This window comes from Streptomyces sp. bgisy100 (genome assembly GCF_057709105.1).
The window spans coordinates 1-18,440 of the sequence record NZ_JBYITE010000083.1 but is presented as its reverse complement, the minus strand read 5'-3'; the positions used below and the strand labels follow the sequence as shown (position 1 = coordinate 18,440).

Genomic DNA, 18,440 nt, shown 5'->3' with positions numbered 1-18,440 from the left:
CCCCCCCCCCCCCCCCCCCCCCCCCCCCCCCCCCCCCCCCCCTCCCCCGGCACGCACCAACGCTCCCGCGCCGGGCAACGCTCCCGCGCCAAGCCCGCCCCCGAACCACGCTCCCGCCCCCCCCACGACCAAGCGTCAGCGAAGCGGCACCGCCTGCCCCGCCACCACCAGCAACACCTGCTCGCACTCCGCCGCGAACCCCGCATTGAGCCGCCCGAGTTCATCCCGGAAGCGCCGCCCGGAAGCCGTCGCCGGCACCACCCCCGACCCCACCTCGTTCGACACGGCGACCACCCGGCGCCGGGTCCCCCGTACCGCCGCCACCAGCGCGTCCGTCCGCTCCCGGAGTTCCCGCCGACCCCCCGCCGCCCAGCGGTCGTCGTCCCAGGCCCCGACCGCGTCCATGGCGTCCGTCAGCCACAGCGCGAGGCAGTCGATGAGCAGCGGCGGCCCCTCCTCGGCGAGCAGCGGCACCAGATCGCAGGTCTCGACGGTGCGCCAGGAGCCGGGCCGGCGCTCCCGGTGGAGGGAGACCCGGGCCGCCCAGTCCTCGTCCCCCTCACGGGTGCCGCTCGTCGCGACGTACACCACCTCCGCGAAGGACTCCAGGCGCCGTTCCGCCTCCACCGACTTCCCCGACCGCGCCCCGCCGAGGACCAGCGTGCGGCGCGGCGGCGCGGGCACCGTGGGGTGGTCGCCCACCCGCATCGTCTCCCCGTCCGCCACCGCGCGGGCCCCCGCCGCGGCCAGCCGGCGGCGCAGTTCGGCGCCCGGTGGCACATCGTGGTCGAGGTGCGCGGCGACCACCTCGGTCGCCTCCGTGACCGTGCCCGCGGCCCGCAGCCGGGCGAGCGCGTCGGGCCGTCCGACGACGTCGAGCACGGCCGTGTCGTACGGGGCGAGCCCTTCCGGGAGGCCCGCCGGGGCGGCGCCCGGCGGCAGATACAGCAGCCGTTCGCCGTCCGCGCCGGTGACCACGTAGCCGGTGCCGGGCACGTCCACCGCGACGGCCCGCACCCGGTGACCGCTGATCAGCGCGAGTTCCCGCCCGTCCGGCACCCGGCCCGGCGCGGGCAGCCCGGCCGGCACCTCGACGGCGGGCCCGTTCTGCGGATGGGACAGCAGGACCTGCCGCACCCCGACGAGCGACTGCCCCGCACGGGCGGCGGCCAGCGCGGCGCCCGGTGTCAGGTCGAGCAGCAGCGCCCCGTCCACCAGCAGTGAGGTCGCGGCGCGCGCGTCGCCGCCGACGGCGGTCGCGCACGCGGCGCATGGGCAGTCGGGGCGGGGCAGCCCGCCGGGGGCTCCGGTGCCGAGGAAAGTGAGTTCCACGCCCCGATCGTCTCGCGTCGCCGCGTCCCGGGCGCGCGGGGGCACCCCCGCGACCTCCGAGCGGTGGCCGCGGCAGGCCCATTAGGCTGCGGGGGAGCAGCTACTCGGCGGGACTTGAGGAGGCGGACATGGCGTGGACGTGGCGGTTCGAGAAGTCCGACGGGACGGAGACCGTGCCGGCGGTCGAGCCGGAGGAGTTCAGCACGCAGGGCGACGCGGAGTCCTGGATCGGCGAGGTCTGGCGTGACCTCCAGGAGGGCGGCACCGAACAGGTGACGCTGTTCGAGGACGGCACCGAGATCTACGGACCGATGAGCCTGCAGGCCGAGGACGCCTGAGCCGTTCCGTTCGGAGCACCCCCGGGCCGGTCCGCAGGGAACGGCCCGGGGAGCCCGGGTTCCGGAGTGCCGGGGGCCCGGGGCAGGCCCCTTCAACCGCCCCCTCAGCCCGCCGCCACCAGGAACTGCGTGGCCGCCAGCTCGCCGTAGAGGGCGTCGGACGCGACCAGTTCCGCATGCGTCCCCACCGCCCGTACCGTCCCCGCCTCCATCACCACGATGCGGTCGGCCGCCGTCACCGTCGACAGCCGGTGCGCCACCACCAGCACCGTCGTGTGCCGGGCGGCCTCGGCGACGACCTCGCGCAGGGCCAGCTCATTGGCCGCGTCGAGCTGCGAGGTCGCCTCGTCGAGCAGCAGCAGCCGGGGCCGGCGCAGCAACGCGCGGGCGACCGCCACCCGCTGGCGCTCTCCGCCGGAGAGCTGACTGCCGCGGTGGCCGACAAGGGCCTCCAGACCGTCCGGCAGCCGTTCGACGAGGCCGGTCAGCCGGGTGCGCACCAGGACGTCCCGGATCTCCTCGTCGGTGGCGTCCGGGGCGGCGAACACCAGGTTCTCCCGCAGCGTTCCGGCCAGCACGGGGGCGTCCTGCTCGACGTAGCCGATCGCCGCGCGCAGCCGGGCCAGCGGCCAGTCGCGGACGTCCTCGCCGTCCACGAGCACCCGGCCGCCCGTCACCTCGTGGAACCGCTCGATCAGGGCGAAGACCGTGGACTTCCCCGCGCCGGACGGGCCGACGAACGCCGTCAGGCCGCCGCCGGGCACGACGAAGGAGACGCCGTCGTGGACGAGGGGCAGCTCGTCGCGGTAGCGGAAGCCGACGTCCTGGAACCGCACGCTCGCCGGGCCGCGCCCCGGCCGCACCGGCCCGCCCTGACGCGTCACGCCCCCGCCCCGCTCCCATCCGTCCTCGACCTGCCCCGCCCCACCCGTCTCCGGCCCTACGTCGAGCCGCTTCTCACCGAGCCGCTCCTCACCGAGCTGCTCGACGCCGAGCCGTTCCGCCGCGGAGATCCGCGCGATGGCCGCGGAGCCCATCTGGTACTGCTCCGCTGCCTCGACCAGCCGGGACACCGGGTCCGCCAGATGGACCAGGAACAGCAGGAACGCGATCAGCGTGGAGATCTCGATCGCGCCGGACGCCACCCGGGCGCCGCCCACACCGAGCACCGCGAGGAAGGACGCCTGCACCGAGAACCCGACGGCCGACGAGGCGATCGCCTGCCATTTCGCCGACCGCACCCCGTGCCGCCAGGCGTCCCGCGCCGCCTCCTCCAGCCGCGCCGTCTCCCGGACCTCCGCCCCGGAGGCCTTGATCGTGCGGAAGGCGCCGAACGCCCGCTCCAGCACGGTGGAGATCGCCCCCACCGCCTCCTGGGTCCGCTCGGCCGCCCGGGAGATCCGCGGCAGCAGAAAGCCCATCGAGCTGCCGATCAGCCCGATCACTCCGAGGGTGACGCCGAGCAGGACGGCGTCCATCAGCGCCATCATCACCAGGGTGGCGGCCAGGCTCAGGGTGCCGGTGACCGCGGAGACCACCGACTGCGTGGTGACCTGGTGCAACAGGGTGGTGTCGGAGGTGACCCGGGACATCAGGTCGCCCGGCTGGGTCCGCTCCATCTCCGGGATCCGCAGCCGTATCAGCCGTTCCATCAGCCGCCGCCGGGCCGCGAGCACCACCGACTCGGCGGTCCGCTCCAGCACGTACGCACCGGCCGCCTCGGCCACCGTGCCCGCCAGTACCAGCCCGGTGAGCAGCAGGAGCACGCCGACGAGGGGCCCGTCGGCGGCGAGCCGGTCGACCAGCGCCTTGGCGGCGAGCGGCTGGCCGAGTGCGGTCGCCGCGCCGACCAGCGACAACAAGGCACCGACGGCCACCGCGGCACGGTGCGGACGTATGCGCCCGTACAGCTCACGCCAGGTGTCCCGGGCGGACGGCCGTTCAGCCGGGGAAGCGGACGGGGATAACGCCGAGGGGGTCTCGGCTGCGGACATGGTCACTCCTGGGCCGGGGGTTGGTCGCTGTCACCCCTCAGGACGCAACGAAACGCTGATCACCTGAACCGCGCCGGGCGCGATCCCTCGGCACGACCGCAGGCAACGTTCCGGCGCCGCCCGGCGCCCGCTCAGCCCCGCACACCGCGAGGCGGGTCGGCCCCGCACACCGCGAGGCGGGTCGGCCCCGCACACCGCGAGGCGGGTCGGCCCCGCACACCGCGAGGCACGTCAGCCCCGTACGCCGCAGAGGTGCAGCAGCGCCGCCACCGCGCGATACGGGTCGGTGCGCCCGGCCCGGTCCTCGGCGGCGAGCAGCTGGGCCAGCTCCTGGCCCGTCGGCGGCTCCTCGTCCTCCGCGGCCTGGTCCGTGAAGACCCGCACCCCGTACCAGGTGTCCAGCGGCGCGCCGATCCCGGCGAGGGTGCCGGTGAGCGCGTCCAGCCGGTCGGCCCGGACCGGGAGGCCGATGCGGTTGGTGTACGCGGGGGAGTCGAAGGACGCCAGGGCGCCCTCCCAGTCGCGGGCGAGCCCGGGCCGCATCGCCAGCGCGTCGGCGTTCCGGACCAGCAGCGACAGCAGCCCGCCCGGTGCCAGCACCCGGGCGAGGCCCGCCAGGAACGGGTCCGGCTCCGGCAGGTACATCAGCACCCCGTGGCAGAGCACCACGTCGAAGCTGCCCGGCAGGAAGTGCACCCCGGTCTCGCGGCCGTCGCCCTCGATGAGCCGCACCCGCTCCCGGATGCCCTCGGGCTCGGCGGCGAGCGCGGTACGGACGGTCGACAGCATCCGCGGGTCGGACTCCAGCCCGGTGATCTTGTGCCCCGCCCGGGCCAGCCGGAGCGCCTGCGTGCCCTGGCCGAGGCCCACGTCGAGCACCCGCAGCCGCTGCCCCACCGGGAACCGCGCCGCTATCTGCTCCTCGACCTGGCGGGCGACCAGCTCCTGACGGACGGTGTTCCGCAGACCCCCGAGCCCGCCGAGCCAGCCGCTCGCCCCGCCGGAGTTCCACTCCACCGAGGGAAGATCCCCGGCTCCCTGGGCGGTCGCTGCGTTCAGGGCCGTTCTCCCCGCTTGACCTTCGGCTTGGGCAGCCGCAGCCGGCGCATCTGCAGGCTGCGCATCAGCGCGTACGGCACGGCGCCGCGGAGGTTCTCGCCCGGGAAGCGGGTGCGGAGCTGCTTCTTCATCCGGATCGCGACACCGACCGAGTCGAGCACGATCAGCACGATGACGACCAGCCACAGCAGCAGCGAGAAGTTCTTGACCTGCGGCGACGGCAGCATGCTCAGCACCAGGATGAGCACCGCGAGCGGCAGGAAGAACTCGGCGACGCAGAACCGGGAGTCGACGAAGTCACGGGCGAACCGGCGGATCGGCCCCTTGTCCCGGGCGGGGAGGTACCGCTCGTCGCCGCTGGCCAGCGCCTCGCGCTGCTTGGCCAGGTCCGCGCGGCGCGCTTCGCGCTGCCGCTTGGCGGCGTCCTTGCGGTTGGTCGGCGTGGACGCCGTGCTCCGGCGCTGCGACTGGGCGACGCTGCGCTTCGGAGTGGGGCGGCCCTTGGGCGCCTGCGGGTCACGGGGCTGCTGCGGGTCCGCGGTCATCTTGGTGACGGCGGCCTGCTCGTCGTTGGAACGGCTTCGGAACACAAAGCCCAAGGGTACGGGGTCCGGCCGCGGACCCCCAGCCCGCACGGCCACGATCCGGCAACGGCACCGGTACCGGCGCCGGGCTCCAACGGTGACGGCACCGGGGTACCGGGCCCGAACGGCGACGGCACCGGTGCCGCGGCACCGGCACCCGCGGCACCGGCACCCGCCTCCACGGGCTGTGGCCCGTACGTCGGTCGGCGCGGTCGCCTCCGCCCGGGGCCCGTCACCTACTCCTTGGGCCGGACACGACGCTCGTGTGATCGTCCTGGAGGAGGAGCGCATCGGCGCCCGAACAGTGCGGTAATGGAACCAGGGCCCGTACTGTTGGGTCTGTAGAACAGAGTGCTGAGTCCGAGCCCGAAGGGGGCGCGCGAGGCCCATGAGCGGTGTCATGAAGCGGATGGGGATGCTTTTCCGCGCGAAGGCCAACAAGGCCCTGGACCGGGCCGAGGACCCGCGCGAGACCCTCGACTACTCGTACCAGAAGCAGATCGAGCTGCTGCAGAAGGTGCGCCGCGGCGTCGCCGACGTGGCCACCTCCCGCAAGCGGCTGGAGCTGCAGCTCGGCCAGCTCCAGGGACAGTCGACCAAGCTGGAGGAGCAGGGCCGCAAGGCGCTCGCGCTGGGCCGCGAGGACCTGGCCCGGGAGGCGCTGTCCCGCCGCGCCGCGCTCCAGCAGCAGGTCACCGATCTGGAGACGCAGCACCGGACGCTGCAGGGCGAGGAGGAGAAGCTGACGCTCGCGGCCCAGCGGCTGCAGGCGAAGGTGGACGCCTTCCGCACCAAGAAGGAGACCATCAAGGCCACCTACACCGCCGCCCAGGCCCAGACCCGGATCGGCGAGGCCTTCACCGGCATCTCCGAGGAGATGGGCGACGTCGGCATGGCCGTCCAGCGGGCCGAGGACAAGACGGCCCAGCTCCAGGCGCGCGCCGGCGCGATCGACGAGCTGCTGGCCTCGGGCGCGCTCGACGACCCCACCGGCACGGCCAAGGACGACCTCACGGCGGAGCTGGACCGGCTCTCCGGCGGTTCGGACGTCGAGCTGGAGCTCCAGCGGATGAAGGCCGAGCTCGCGGGCGGCAGCGGCGGGCAGCAGGCCATCGAGGGCGGCGCGCAGAACCAGGGCGCACCGAACCAGAACGAGCAGCAGGCCCAGGGCCACAGGTTCGACAAGCAGTAGATCCCCGCCGGGCAAGGCGTACCGGGAGGCCGTCGTGATCGTACGGATCATGGGCGAAGGGCAGGTGGAGCTGGCGGACAGCCACTTCGCCGAGCTCAACAAACTCGACGACGAACTGCTCACCGAGATGGAGAGCGGCGACGAGGACGGCTTCCGCCGCACCCTCGGCGCCCTGCTCGACGAGGTGCGACGGCTGGGCGAGCCGCTGCCGGACGACTCCCTGGAGCCGTCCGAGCTGATCCTGCCCTCCCCGGACGCGACGCTCGAAGAGGTGCGGGACATGCTCCGGGACGACGGCCTCATCCCGGGGTAGGAGCTCCCGGACGGCCGGACGCCCGCCGAGCCCGGCGCGCCAGGAGCCCGGGACCGGGGAGCCGGGGATCGGGGAGCCCGGGACCAGGAGCCCGGACCGGGGAGTCCGAGGCCGGGCGCCCGGCGACAGCAGCCCGGAACCGGAAGCCCGGCAGCCGGCTGGGAACGCAGGCCCGGCAGCCCACGATCCTGGAGCCTCGGAGACCGGACCCCGGCCTTCCGTGGAGACCGGACCCTGGCCTGCTGTGGAGCCCGGAGCCGGGATCTCCGCCCCCGCCCTCTGAATCTCGGCCCCCCCCGCCCCCGGAACCTCCACCCCCTCGGCCCCCGGGAGCGCCTTGATGCACGGACCGGCGTGCAGGGCGGCGCGCGCCGCTCTGAGCCGCGGGCCGGACCCCGGGAGCGGACCGGATGGTGTCTGCACCCCCGCGCGAGCACTTACCGTTGCTTCTCGTGACCTCCCTCGCCGTCGGACCGGGCCTCGCCCGTCCCCAGCGCTGGCTGCGTGACCACCCGCTCGCGCTCGACGCGGCGCTCGCGGCGGTCGTGCTCGCGCTCATCCTCCTCACCCTGGTGACCGACCACAGCCCCAGCGGGCCGCGGATCGGCGCGCGCACGCCCACCCCGTGGAGCGTCGGCCTCGCGCTCCTCGCCTGCTCGGCCCTGGTGTTCCGGCGCCGGATGCCGCGGCAGGTGCTCGGCGTCACCGGGGCGCTGACCCTCGTCGAGCTGTTCACCGAGCCCGACGAGCGGGGAGCGCCGGTCGCCCTGTCCGCGGCCGTCGCGCTCTACACCATCGCCTCCCGCACCGACCGGTCCACCACCTGGCGGGCCGGCGCGCTCACGGTGGTGGCCCTCACCGCCGCCGCGATGTACAGCGGTCCCGGGCCCTGGTACGACCAGCAGAACATCGGGATCCTCGCCTGGACCGGCCTGGCCGCCGCCATCGGGGACGCCGTGCGCAGCCGCCGGGCCGTCGTCGACGCCATCCGGGAGCGCGCCGAGCGGGCCGAGCGGACCCGCGAAGAGGAGGCGCGGCGCCGGGTCGCCGAGGAGCGCATGCGGATCGCCCGGGAGCTGCACGACGTCGTCGCGCACCACATCGCGCTGGTCAACGTGCAGGCCGGGGTCGCCGCCCATGTCATGGACAGCCGGCCCGACCAGGCCAAGGAGGCCCTCGCCCACGTCCGGGAGGCCAGCCGCTCGGCGCTGCACGAGCTGCGCGCCACCGTCGGCCTGCTCCGCCAGTCCGGGGACCCCGAGGCCCCCACCGAACCGGCGCCCGGCCTCGGGGTGCTCGACCAGCTCGTCGACGGGTTCGCCCGCGCCGGGCTGCCCGTCGACGTCGAGGTGTCCTCGACCGCCCCGGAGGGCCCCTGGCACAGCCGCAGCGCGGACCGGGCGGTCGCGGTCATCGGCGACCTCCCCGCGGCCGTCGACCTCACCGCCTACCGGGTGGTCCAGGAGGCGCTGACCAACATCCACAAGCACGCGGGCGACCAGGCGTCCGCCACGGTCCGGATCGCCCGGGCCTGGGAGGCGCTGGAGATCACGGTCCTGGACGACGGCACGGCCGTGGCCCCTGAGAGGGCCGCACGGCTGACCGGCCGGGACGGCGCCCGGAGCGACATCCCTCGCGGCGACAGCGTCAGAACCGCCGGCGGCAAGAGTGACAGCGGCAGAACCGCCGGCGGCAAGGGCACTGGCGGGAAGGCCACCGGCGGCAAGGGCACGAGCACGAAGACCACCGGAGGCAAGGCCGACGCCGCCCGGACCCCGGCCCCCCGGGACGGCCGGGGCGAGAAGGGCGAAGCCGCCCGGAGCCGGGGCGCCCGCGGCGACGGCCAGCAGCGGTCCGACGGCGGGTACGACGGAGCCGACGACGAGGGCGGCGGGCACGGCCTGATCGGCATGCGCGAGCGGGCCGCCGCGCTCGGCGGCAGCTGCGAGGCGGGTCCTCGGTACGGAGGGGGGTTCCGGGTCCACGTACGCTTGCCGCTCACGACCAGGGAGGGGGCGACGTGACGATCCGGGTGCTGCTCGTCGACGACCAGACGCTGCTGAGGAGCGCCTTCCGGGTGCTCGTCGACTCCGAGGACGACATGCAGGTGGTCGGCGAGGCGTCCGACGGCGCGGAGGCGGTGCGCCTCGTCCGCGAACTCACCCCCGACGTCGTCCTCATGGACATCCGGATGCCCGGCACCGACGGCCTCACCGCCACCCGGGAGATCAGCGCCGACCCGGCCCTGGACGGCGTCCGGGTGGTCATGCTGACGACCTTCGAGGTCGACGAGTACGTGGTGGAGTCGCTGCGCGCCGGTGCCTCCGGCTTCCTCGGCAAGGGCGCCGAACCCGGGGAACTGCTCTCCGCGATCCGGGTCGCCGACGCCGGTGAGGCGCTGCTCTCGCCCGCCGCGACCAAGGGGCTGATCGCGACCTTCCTCGCCCAGGGGCCCGCGGGCGACGGCCCGGGCGGCACCGGCCGGCGCGCCGCCGACGCGGAGCGGCTGGCGGCGCTGACCGGCCGGGAGCGGGAAGTGCTCGTCCTCGTCGCGGGCGGGCTGTCCAACGACGAGATCGCCGAACGGCTCGTCGTCAGCCCCCTCACGGTGAAGACCCATGTGAACCGGGCGATGGCCAAACTCCGGGCCCGCGACCGGGCCCAGCTGGTCGTCATCGCCTACGAATCAGGGCTGGTACGCCCAAGGGTGGAGTGACGGGGGAGAGGACCGTACTGCGCCTGCGGTACTCGCCCGGAACGAGAACCGACCTGCGAGCGAGGAAAACACCCTCGCCGATGGCTGATCGTATAAGCGGGTCGTCAATGGCCCCGCCGGCCAGAGAGACTGCCCGGTCGCCGAGCCGTCCTGCCGATCAGCAAACAGAAGAGAGTTCTCCACCCATGTCCTGGCTGTCCAGAATCAGCCTCGTACAGCGGGGTTTGATCGCCCTCATGGCGATCGTCGCGGTCGCCTTCGGTGCCGTCGCCATTCCCCAGCTCAAGCAGCAGCTGCTGCCTCCCATCGAACTGCCCATGGTGTCGGTGCTGGCCCCGTATCAGGGGGCGTCCCCCGATGTGGTCGAGAAGCAGGTCGTCAAGCCGCTCGAGGACACCATCGAGACGGTCGACGGCATCACCGGCGTCACCTCGACGGCGAGTGAGGGCTCGGCCGTCCTCATGGCCAAGTTCGACTACGGCAACAACACCGACCAGATCGTGGCCGACGTCCAGCAGGCCGTGAACCGGGCCCGTCCCGAGCTGCCGGACACCATCGACCCGCAGGTCATCGCCGGTTCCACCGACGACATGCCGACCGTCGTCCTCGCCGCCACCTCGGACAAGGACCAGAAGGCGCTGGCCGACCAGCTCGACCGGTCCGTCGTCCCCGTTCTCAAGGACATCGAGGGCGTCGGCCAGGTCACCGTGGACGGCGTCCAGGACCGCATCGTGTCGGTCACCCCGGACGACGCGAAGCTGGCGCGCGCGGGTCTCAGCGCCGCCGCGCTCGGCCAGGTGCTGGAGGCGAATGGCGCGTCCCTGCCCGCCGGTTCCTTCAGTGAGGACGGCAAGAGCAAGACCGTCCAGGTCGGCGGCGGCTTCACCTCGCTCGACCAGATCAAGGACCTGAAGATCTCGCCCGCGGCCGGCGCCGGTGCCGGTGGCGGCGGTGGTCAGGGTGGCGGCCAGGACGCCGGTGCCGGTGCCCCGGCGCCGTCCGGCGGCCAGGCCGGCGCGGCGAAGCCGGTGCGCCTCGGCGACATCGCCACCGTCAAGGAGGAGGCCGACACCCCGGTCTCCATCACCCGGACGAACGGCCGCCCGAGCCTCGGCGTCGTCATGACGATGGGCCAGGACGGCAGCGCCGTCGCGATATCCGACGCGGTCCAGGACAAGCTGCCCGAGCTCCGCGAGAGCCTCGGCTCGGACGCGAAGCTGACCGTCGTCAGCGACCAGGGCCCGGCCGTCTCCAAGTCCATCGACAGCCTCACCACCGAGGGCCTCCTCGGCCTGGTCATGGCCGTCGTGGTGATCCTGGTCTTCCTGGTGTCGCTGCGCTCCACGCTGGTGACCGCGGTGTCCATCCCGCTGTCCGTCGTGATCACGCTGATCGTGCTCTGGTCCCGCGACCTGTCGCTCAACATGCTCACGCTGGGCGCCCTGACCATCGCCATCGGCCGGGTCGTCGACGACTCGATCGTGGTGCTGGAGAACATCAAGCGGCACCTGTCCTACGGCGAGGAGCGGCAGCACGCCATCCTCACCGCGGTGAAGGAGGTCTCCGGAGCGATCACCTCCTCGACCCTCACCACGGTCGCCGTCTTCCTGCCCATCGGTGTCGTCGGCGGCATGGTCGGCGCGCTGTTCGGACCGTTCTCGCTGACCGTCACGGTCGCCCTGCTGGCCTCGCTCATCGTGTCCCTGACCGTGGTGCCGGTGCTCTCGTACTGGTTCCTGCGCGCCCCCAAGGGCACCGACGTCAGCGACCCGGAGGAGCAGCGCCGCGCCACCGAGGAGAAGGAGGCGCGCAGCCCGCTCCAGCGGATGTACGTCCCGGTCCTGCGGTTCGCGACCCGTCGCCGCTTCACCAGCCTGGTGATCGCCGTGGTGGTCCTCGTCGGCACCTTCGGCATGGCGCCGCTGCTCAAGACCAACTTCTTCGACCAGGGCGAGCAGGACACCCTCTCGATCAAGCAGGAGCTGAAGCCGGGCACCAGCCTGGACGCCGCGGACGCCTCCTCGAAGAAGATCGAGAAGATGCTCGACGGCATCGACGAGGTGAAGGACTACCAGGTCACCGTCGGCTCCTCCGGCATCATGGCGGCCTTCGGCGGCGGCACCGGCGCCAACCAGGCGTCGTACCAGCTCAAGCTGAAGAACTCGGAGGACTCCGAGGCGACGATCGACAAGATCCGTGACGGTCTCGACGGGCTCGGCAAGGGCATCGGCGACACCACCGTCAACGCCGGCGACGGCTTCGGCAGCCAGGACCTGAGCGTCGTGGTCAAGGCCCCGGACGCCGACGCGCTGAAGAAGGCGTCCGAGCAGGTCCGCGGCGAGGTCGACGAGATCAAGGACGTCACCGACATCCAGAGCGACCTGGCGCAGAGCGTCCCGCGGATCTCGGTCAAGGGCAACGACAAGGCCGCCCGGTACGGCTTCACCGAGGCCACCCTCGGCCAGGCCGTCGCCCAGGCGGTGCGCGGCACGACCTCCGGCAAGGCGATCCTGGACGACACCGAGCGGGACGTCGTGGTGAAGGCGGAGAAGCCCGCCCGCACCGAGGCCGAGCTCAAGAAGGTGTCGCTGGCCACTCCGGCCGGCGCGGTCAAGCTCGGCGAGATCGCCGACGTCCGGACCGTCCCCGGCCCGGTGCAGATGACCCGCATCGACGGCGCGCGGGCGGCGAACGTCACCGCCAAGCCGACCGGCGACAACACCGGTGCCATCAGCCAGGAGCTCCAGAAGAAGATCGACGCGCTCGACCTTCCGGAGGGCGCCACGGCGGAGATCAGCGGTGTCTCGGAGGACCAGAAGGAGGCCTTCGGCTCCCTGGGCCTGGCGATGCTGGCGGCGATCGCGATCGTCTTCATGCTCCTCGTCGCCACGTTCCGTTCGATTGTGCAGCCGATGATCCTGCTGGTCTCCATCCCGTTCGCGGCGACCGGCGCGATCGGCCTGCTGATCGCCACGGGCACCCCGATGGGCGTTCCCGCACTGATCGGCATGCTGATGCTGATCGGCATCGTGGTGACCAACGCGATCGTGCTGATCGACCTCATCAACCAGTACCGGGCGCAGGGCTACGGCATCGTCGAAGCCGTGGTCGAGGGCGGCCGGCACCGGCTGCGGCCGATCCTCATGACCGCCCTGGCGACCATCTGCGCGCTGCTGCCGATGGCGCTGTCGATCACCGGTGACGGCGGCTTCATATCGCAGCCGCTGGCCGTGGTGGTCATCGGCGGCCTGGTCACCTCCACGCTGCTCACCCTGCTGCTCGTGCCGACGCTGTACGCGATGGTCGAGCTGCGCAAGGAGCGCCGCGCCAAGAAGAAGGCGGCGAAGCGGGGCACGGGGCCGGACAAGGCCGACGAGCCCACGCCCGAGCGCGAGGCGGAACCGGCCGGGGTGTAACCACCTCTGCCGCACGGTTCACAAAACCGATGGCGCCCGTCCCCATTCCGGGGGCGGGCGCCATCGGCGTTCTCTGCTCAGGCGGCAGGCAGAGCAGCCATGTCATCCGCACCCGGTCCGGCGAACTCACCGGCGCTCACCGCAGTGACGAACGTTGACCACGCCTCGGCCGTCACCAGCAGGGCAGGGCCCGCCGGGTTCTTGGAGTCGCGGACGTAGCAGCCTCCCACGGCAGCACGAGCCCACTCGATGCAGTTGTTGTTGCCACCGCTGTAACTCGACTTGGACCAACTGATGGTCAGCGTCGAGGCATCCGGAATGTAGGTACTCACTGGACAGTGTCCTTCAGGTCGTGGATCAGCTGGAGGGAGGCGTCACGAGGCAAAGCGTCGGCGACGAGCCGACGGAATGCGGCTGTGTACCGATCCACCTCCGGTTGCTCCTCTATGTACAAGGCGTTCGTCAGGTTTTCGAGGAGCACGACGTCCAAGTCCTGGCGTTCGGGAAAGCTCAACACTGTGAAGGCGCCGCTCCGCCCTGGATGGGGACCGGCATCCAGTGGCATGACCTGGATGGTGACATTGGGAAGGGCGGATACATCGAGCAGCCGTTGAAGTTGATCGCTCATTGTCTCCGGACTGCCGCCCATCCGGGTACGCAAGGCGGACTCATCGACGACTGCCCATACCTCCAACGGGTTCGTACGAGTCAACACGGCTTGGCGCGCCCTGCGGACCTCGACCAACCGGTGCACTTCCTCGGCCGGGTCTGTCATGTTGATCGCAGAGATGGTCTCCCGTGCATAAGCGGCAGTCTGAAACAGCCCTGGAATGAGGCCGGACTCATAGGTCTGCATGGACTGTGCGTCTGCCTCAAGACTGATGAAATCCGCATAGGCGGGTGTCAGTACGTCGGTGTAGGTCTGCCACCAGCCCCGCCTGTTGCCCTCCCGGGCCAAAGCTGTCAACGCCCGGCGCTTGAGCGGGTCGCCGACGTTGTAGAAGTCGAGCAATGAGTCCACATCTGCGGGCCGAGCTGCTGTTCGACCTGTCTCGATCCTCGAAACCTTGGCGTTGTGCCAGCCGAACTGCTTGGCCACCTGTTCTGTGGTGAGCTTCATGCCCTCCCGCAGGCCACGAAGTTCCGCCCCCAACCGTCGGCGTCGCACCGTTGGTCCGCTCATTGTGGCGCCTCCTTTGTTCGGTCCCAAGTCTGCCCTTGTGGCGGCCCGTTGCTCGCGCCGTTGAGCGTTCTCTGCCGAAGCAGCAGTTGTCCGACGGCTGCGAAGGCCCCTGCTCCTTCCCCCTGTCGTGCAGATCTGCATTGTTCGATTGCTGTTCTGCGCATGGCTCCGGCACTCTGCATGTGTCACGCAGTGTTGCCCTATGCTCACTCAGCGATTGGTTTGCCATGTCCTCGTCCATCGTTTCGCCTGAACCTGGCGCCTGTGCACAGACGTTCAAGATGTCCTTCACCTCGTCCCCCAGGGGCGCCAGACTTGCCCGCCGACTGGTCGTGGGCCGCCTGGAGGGCTGGGGTTACGCGGCTGATACGGCCGCGCTGCTCGTCGGCGAGCTCACCGCCAACGCGGTCGCCCACGGGCACGTCCCGGGGCGGGAGTTCCGGGTCCGGATCGCGGTGCTCGTCACTGATGAGGGGCGCGGCGCGCTCGCCCATGCGCAGCCGGCCCACCGGAACCGCGCGGACTCCACCGACCGGCGCCCCGAAGGTCTCTGCGCCCGAGAACCGGCAATGCTGCGGATCGAGGTCTCCGACGCCGCCACCGAACACCCCATCCTCCACAAGGCGTCCGAGGACGAGGAGTCGGGCCGCGGTCTGTTCCTCATCGACGCCCTCGCCACCGCCTGGGGCAGCCATGACCGTTCCCCCGGGATCGGCAAGACGGTCTGGGCCGAGTGCGTCCTGCGCCCCGTAGACCCCGTAGAGGCTGTGGCGCCCGCGCCCGGCACCCAGCAGCCCTCGTCGTCCGCCTGAGCCGGGAGCGTGCGATCGGTCGACCCCGGGTCGGGAAGTGACTCGGGTCGGGTGCCGCAGCCGAGCGGTGTGCCGCAGGAAGGTCAGCACTCACCTGATCAACCGTGCCGAAAAGCTACTTGCGCACGCTTCGTCGGCGCCGAGTAGGTTCAGTGATCATGGAATGGTCGGAAATGGCGCGTGTCAGCCTGAGTTATGCAGCCCTCCTGACAGGACTGGCCACCGTGGTGATCCTCGGCTCCCTGCTGGTGGCCCGGGACGCGTTGCTCTCCGACTATCCGCCCGCGATCCAGGAGCGGTACGGCGAGCAGAGCGCCCGCGGCAAACGAACCGCGGCGGTGGCCGGGGTGCTGAATCTCCTGGTCTTCGTCGGTGTTCCGGTGGCCGGTGTGCTCGACCTCCATGCCCGCACGGACGGCACGCTCGGCTTCTGGCCGCCGTTCGTCCTGGGGGTCACCGGCTTCCTCGCGCTCATCCTGTTCGACCTGCTGGTCATCGACTGGCTGCTCTTCTGCACCGTGCGCCCGAGGTTCATGGTCCTGCCCGGCACCGAGGGCATGGCCGAGTACCGCGATCTGGCCTTCCACGCCAAGGTGCTCGTCCCCCGGCCCGTGCCGTGGCCCCTCATCGCCGTTCCCGTCTACGGGGCGGTCGTGGGCGGCCTCGCCTGGCTCGCCGAGACGGTCCTCGCCTCGTAGCGCCGCTGACGGGGACCTTTCGTAGCGCTGCTGACGCGGACCTACGGCATGGGCCGCGGCACCTGTCCGCGCTCCCCGCCGCTGTCAGTCCCCGGTGGCAGGATCGGGCCGACGCCGCCCTCACGCCGGGGCCCTCACGCCGTAGGAGACGCCCATGTCCGTTCGCCGAGTCGTGCCCGACATCCGGTCCGAGGCCATGGACGAGAGCCGGGACTTCTACGGCCTGCTGGGCCTCGAGGAGGTCATGAACCTCGGCTGGGTCATGACCCTCGCCTCTCCTGCCAACCCCACCGCGCAGGTCACCTTCATGAGCGAGGACCGGACCGCCCCCGTGACGCCCGACATGAGCGTGGAGGTGGACGACGTGGACGCGGTGTACGCGGCCGTGGCCGGCAGCGGAGCGGAGATCGTCCGGGAGCTGCGGGACGAGGAGTGGGGCGTGCGCCGGTTCTTCGTCCGCGACCCGAACGGCCGCGTGGTCAACGTCCTCGGCCACCGCTGACCGCTGCGGGCCCTCCGCTCCGGTTCCGCCGTCGATCACGAAGGGCGGCCGGTGCCCCACGGAAAGCGCCGGGGCGGCCGGTGTCCCGCGGAAACCGCCGGGTGACCCACGAGAGGGGCGCCCCGGCACCGGGACGCCCCTCTCCACGTATCCATCGTCCCGCCTCCGCCGTCGCGCCCGGGAACGGTCCTGTTTGCGCCCAGGAACGGTCCCGCTCGCGCGCAGGGAACGGTCCCGCGCGCGGCGGCGGGGACCCGTTCCTGCCGCCACGGCGGGCGGCGGTGCGGACCGCTACGGCAGCGCCAGCATCCGCTCCAGCGCCAGCTTGGCGAACTTCTCCGTCTCCGGGTCCACCTGGATGCGGTTCACGACATTGCCCTCGGCCAGCGACTCCAGCGCCCACACCAGGTGCGGCAGGTCGATCCGGTTCATCGTCGAGCAGAAGCAGACCGTCTTGTCGAGGAAGACGATCTCCTTGTCCTCGTCCGCGAACCGGTTGGCCAGCCGGCGCACCAGGTTCAGCTCGGTGCCGATCGCCCACTTGGAGCCCGCCGGGGCGGCCTCCAGGGCCTTGATGATGTACTCCGTGGAGCCGACGTAGTCGGCCGCCGCGACGACCTCGTTCTTGCACTCGGGGTGCACCAGTACGTTCACGCCCGGTATGCGCTCACGGACGTCGCGTACCGACTCCAGCGAGAAGCGGCCGTGCACCGAGCAGTGCCCGCGCCACAGGATCATCTTCGCCGCGCGCAGCTCCTCGGGGCTCACGCCGCCGCCCGGCTTGTGCGGGTTGTAGACGACGCAGTCCTCCAGCGACATGCCCATGTCGCGGACGGCGGTGTTGCGGCCCAGGTGCTGGTCGGGCAGGAAAAGGACCTTCTCGCCCTGCTCGAAGGCCCAGTCCAGCGCCCGCTTGGCGTTCGAGGAGGTACAGATCGTGCCGCCGTGCTTGCCGGTGAAGGCCTTGATGTCGGCGGAGGAGTTCATGTACGAGACGGGCACCGTCACCTCGGCCACACCCGCCTCGGCCAGCACGTCCCAGCACTCGGCGACCTGCTCGGCCGTGGCCATGTCGGCCATCGAGCAGCCCGCGGCCAGGTCGGGCAGGACGACCTGCTGGGCGTCCGTGGTGAGGATGTCCGCGGACTCGGCCATGAAGTGGACGCCGCAGAAGACGATGTACTCGGCCTGCGGCCGGGCGGCGGCCTCCCGCGCGAGCTTGAAGGAGTCACCGGTGACATCGGCGAACTGGATCACTTCGTCGCGCTGGTAGTGGTGGCCCAGCACGAAGACCTTCTCCCCGAGCTTCGCCTTGGCCGCACGGGCCCGCTCCACCAGGTCCGGGTCGGACGGGGAGGGCAGGTCGCCGGGGCACTCCACGCCGCGCTCGCTCTTCGGGTCGGCCTCCCGGCCGAGCAGGAGGAGGGCAAGCGGCGTCGGCTGGACGTCGAGCGTTTGGGCCGTGGTCACTGCACGCACCCTTTCTGTGTTCCGCAGACAAGCCTTTTCGTCTGATTGACGTTATCTATCATAACTGCTTCGTGTCAGTTTGACGATGGTCATCGCGTCGATGTGACGCATTCCCGGGTGGCCCCAGCCCTCGGCCCCGGATCACTGTGAGGAAAGCCCCGGTGGAAGGGGCCCCGGCGTCGGCCCGCCCGTCCGGAACGGCCTTCCTGCGCCCCCGCCGGATCCGGCCGCCGCCGCGCACCGCTCCACGGTCCTCCCTCGCGGCCCGCCCCCTTGGGCGAAGCCCCGCCGGGCAGCCCGTGCCCAGAGCCGCCGCTGTGTGCGAGCATGAAGACGAAGAGAACGTGCCAGGCCCGGAATGAATCCGCGGCCCCGTCGGTTGCAGCCGACGGCAAGCAGTCCGTACGAACCCGGGAGAGAAGCAGATGTCCGTTCAGGACGAGAAGACCACCGCGAGTGACGGCATCCTCCTGTCCGACGCCGCCGCGGCCAAGGTCAAGGCCCTGCTGGAGCAGGAAGGCCGCGACGACCTCGCGCTGCGCGTGGCCGTCCAGCCCGGTGGCTGCTCCGGCCTGCGCTACCAGCTCTTCTTCGACGAGCGCTCGCTCGACGGCGATGTCGTGAAGGACTTCGGCGGCGTCAAGGTCGTCACCGACCGGATGAGCGCCCCGTACCTGGGCGGCGCCTCCATCGACTTCGTCGACACCATCGAGAAGCAGGGCTTCACGATCGACAACCCGAACGCCACGGGCTCCTGCGCCTGCGGCGACTCCTTCAACTGAGGATCGCGGGCAACTGAGCATCGCGGGGCCGCCCCAGGGGGGGCCCTCT

Annotated in this window: 17 protein-coding genes; 10 read left to right on the top strand and 7 right to left on the bottom strand. The window is 72.0% G+C overall.

The features are described from left to right. Nucleotides 1–135 precede the first annotated feature (135 nt). Nucleotides 136–1,332: a bifunctional adenosylcobinamide kinase/adenosylcobinamide-phosphate guanylyltransferase gene (locus AC3EQ1_RS30500; protein ID WP_432097546.1), complete on the bottom strand. Its 1,197-nt coding sequence runs from the start codon at nt 1,330–1,332 to the stop codon at nt 136–138. A 128-nt stretch (nt 1,333–1,460) separates the two neighbouring features. On the opposite strand from AC3EQ1_RS30500, the gene AC3EQ1_RS30495 reads away from it, so the two are divergent. Continuing rightward, nucleotides 1,461–1,670, top strand: a complete 210-nt coding sequence (locus AC3EQ1_RS30495) for a hypothetical protein (RefSeq protein ID WP_351509391.1) — start codon at nt 1,461–1,463, stop codon at nt 1,668–1,670. A 104-nt stretch (nt 1,671–1,774) separates the two neighbouring features. Here the strand turns inward: AC3EQ1_RS30495 and AC3EQ1_RS30490 are convergent, their stop codons facing one another. The 3 genes from AC3EQ1_RS30490 to AC3EQ1_RS30480 form a co-directional block, all read right to left on the bottom strand. After that, a complete protein-coding gene (locus AC3EQ1_RS30490) occupies nt 1,775–3,664 on the bottom strand; it encodes an ABC transporter ATP-binding protein (protein ID WP_432097545.1) in 1,890 nt (629 codons plus the stop codon). 231 nt (nt 3,665–3,895) lie between these two features. Further along, complete coding sequence (locus AC3EQ1_RS30485; RefSeq protein ID WP_432097548.1) at nt 3,896–4,606, bottom strand: class I SAM-dependent methyltransferase; 711 nt, start codon at nt 4,604–4,606, stop codon at nt 3,896–3,898. Nucleotides 4,607–4,719: 113 nt separating this feature from the next. Further along, entirely contained in the window at nt 4,720–5,313 is a 594-nt protein-coding gene (locus tag AC3EQ1_RS30480) for a DUF3043 domain-containing protein (protein WP_351509395.1), read from the bottom strand. Between the two features lie 394 nt (nt 5,314–5,707). On the opposite strand from AC3EQ1_RS30480, the gene AC3EQ1_RS30475 reads away from it, so the two are divergent. From AC3EQ1_RS30475 to AC3EQ1_RS30455, 5 genes are all read left to right on the top strand, one after another. Further along, nucleotides 5,708–6,499: a PspA/IM30 family protein gene (locus tag AC3EQ1_RS30475; protein WP_432097547.1), complete on the top strand. Its 792-nt coding sequence runs from the start codon at nt 5,708–5,710 to the stop codon at nt 6,497–6,499. Nucleotides 6,500–6,533: 34 nt separating this feature from the next. Further along, nucleotides 6,534–6,812, top strand: a complete 279-nt coding sequence (pspAA, locus tag AC3EQ1_RS30470; protein WP_432097544.1) for a PspA-associated protein PspAA — start codon at nt 6,534–6,536, stop codon at nt 6,810–6,812. A 452-nt stretch (nt 6,813–7,264) separates the two neighbouring features. Next, entirely contained in the window at nt 7,265–8,836 is a 1,572-nt protein-coding gene (locus AC3EQ1_RS30465; RefSeq protein WP_432097543.1) for a sensor histidine kinase, read from the top strand. Beyond that, nucleotides 8,833–9,528: a response regulator gene (locus AC3EQ1_RS30460; RefSeq protein ID WP_432097542.1), complete on the top strand. Its 696-nt coding sequence runs from the start codon at nt 8,833–8,835 to the stop codon at nt 9,526–9,528. Before AC3EQ1_RS30465 ends, AC3EQ1_RS30460 begins: the two co-directional genes overlap by 4 nt. A gap of 185 nt (nt 9,529–9,713) precedes the next feature. After that, nucleotides 9,714–12,944, top strand: a complete 3,231-nt coding sequence (locus AC3EQ1_RS30455; protein ID WP_432097541.1) for an efflux RND transporter permease subunit — start codon at nt 9,714–9,716, stop codon at nt 12,942–12,944. A gap of 77 nt (nt 12,945–13,021) precedes the next feature. Here the strand turns inward: AC3EQ1_RS30455 and AC3EQ1_RS30450 are convergent, their stop codons facing one another. After that, on the bottom strand, nt 13,022–13,276 hold the full coding sequence (locus tag AC3EQ1_RS30450; RefSeq protein ID WP_432097540.1) for a DUF397 domain-containing protein: 255 nt from the start codon (nt 13,274–13,276) through the stop codon (nt 13,022–13,024). Next, nucleotides 13,273–14,127: a helix-turn-helix domain-containing protein gene (locus AC3EQ1_RS30445; RefSeq protein WP_432097539.1), complete on the bottom strand. Its 855-nt coding sequence runs from the start codon at nt 14,125–14,127 to the stop codon at nt 13,273–13,275. Before AC3EQ1_RS30445 ends, AC3EQ1_RS30450 begins: the two co-directional genes overlap by 4 nt. A gap of 281 nt (nt 14,128–14,408) precedes the next feature. Here AC3EQ1_RS30445 and AC3EQ1_RS30440 point away from each other — a divergent pair, with 281 nt between their 5' ends. The 3 genes from AC3EQ1_RS30440 (at nt 14,409) to AC3EQ1_RS30430 (ending at nt 16,139) form a co-directional block, all read left to right on the top strand. Continuing rightward, complete coding sequence (locus tag AC3EQ1_RS30440; RefSeq protein ID WP_432097538.1) at nt 14,409–14,939, top strand: ATP-binding protein; 531 nt, start codon at nt 14,409–14,411, stop codon at nt 14,937–14,939. A 173-nt stretch (nt 14,940–15,112) separates the two neighbouring features. Further along, nucleotides 15,113–15,637 carry a hypothetical protein gene (locus AC3EQ1_RS30435; protein ID WP_432097537.1) on the top strand — a complete coding sequence of 175 codons (525 nt, stop codon included), beginning with the start codon at nt 15,113–15,115 and terminating at the stop codon, nt 15,635–15,637. 154 nt (nt 15,638–15,791) lie between these two features. Beyond that, nucleotides 15,792–16,139, top strand: coding sequence for a VOC family protein (locus AC3EQ1_RS30430; RefSeq protein ID WP_432097536.1), 348 nt, complete (start codon nt 15,792–15,794; stop codon nt 16,137–16,139). Nucleotides 16,140–16,430: 291 nt separating this feature from the next. On the opposite strand, the gene nadA is transcribed toward AC3EQ1_RS30430, so the two are convergent. Beyond that, nucleotides 16,431–17,618 (bottom strand): quinolinate synthase NadA, encoded by a 1,188-nt coding sequence (gene nadA / locus AC3EQ1_RS30425; RefSeq protein ID WP_432097535.1) that lies wholly within the window; start codon nt 17,616–17,618, stop codon nt 16,431–16,433. Nucleotides 17,619–18,034: 416 nt separating this feature from the next. Here nadA and AC3EQ1_RS30420 point away from each other — a divergent pair, with 416 nt between their 5' ends. Then, the gene (locus AC3EQ1_RS30420; RefSeq protein ID WP_351509443.1) at nt 18,035–18,391 is read left to right on the top strand and encodes an iron-sulfur cluster assembly accessory protein; all 357 of its coding nucleotides are present in this window, start codon (nt 18,035–18,037) and stop codon (nt 18,389–18,391) included. Nucleotides 18,392–18,440 lie beyond the last annotated feature (49 nt).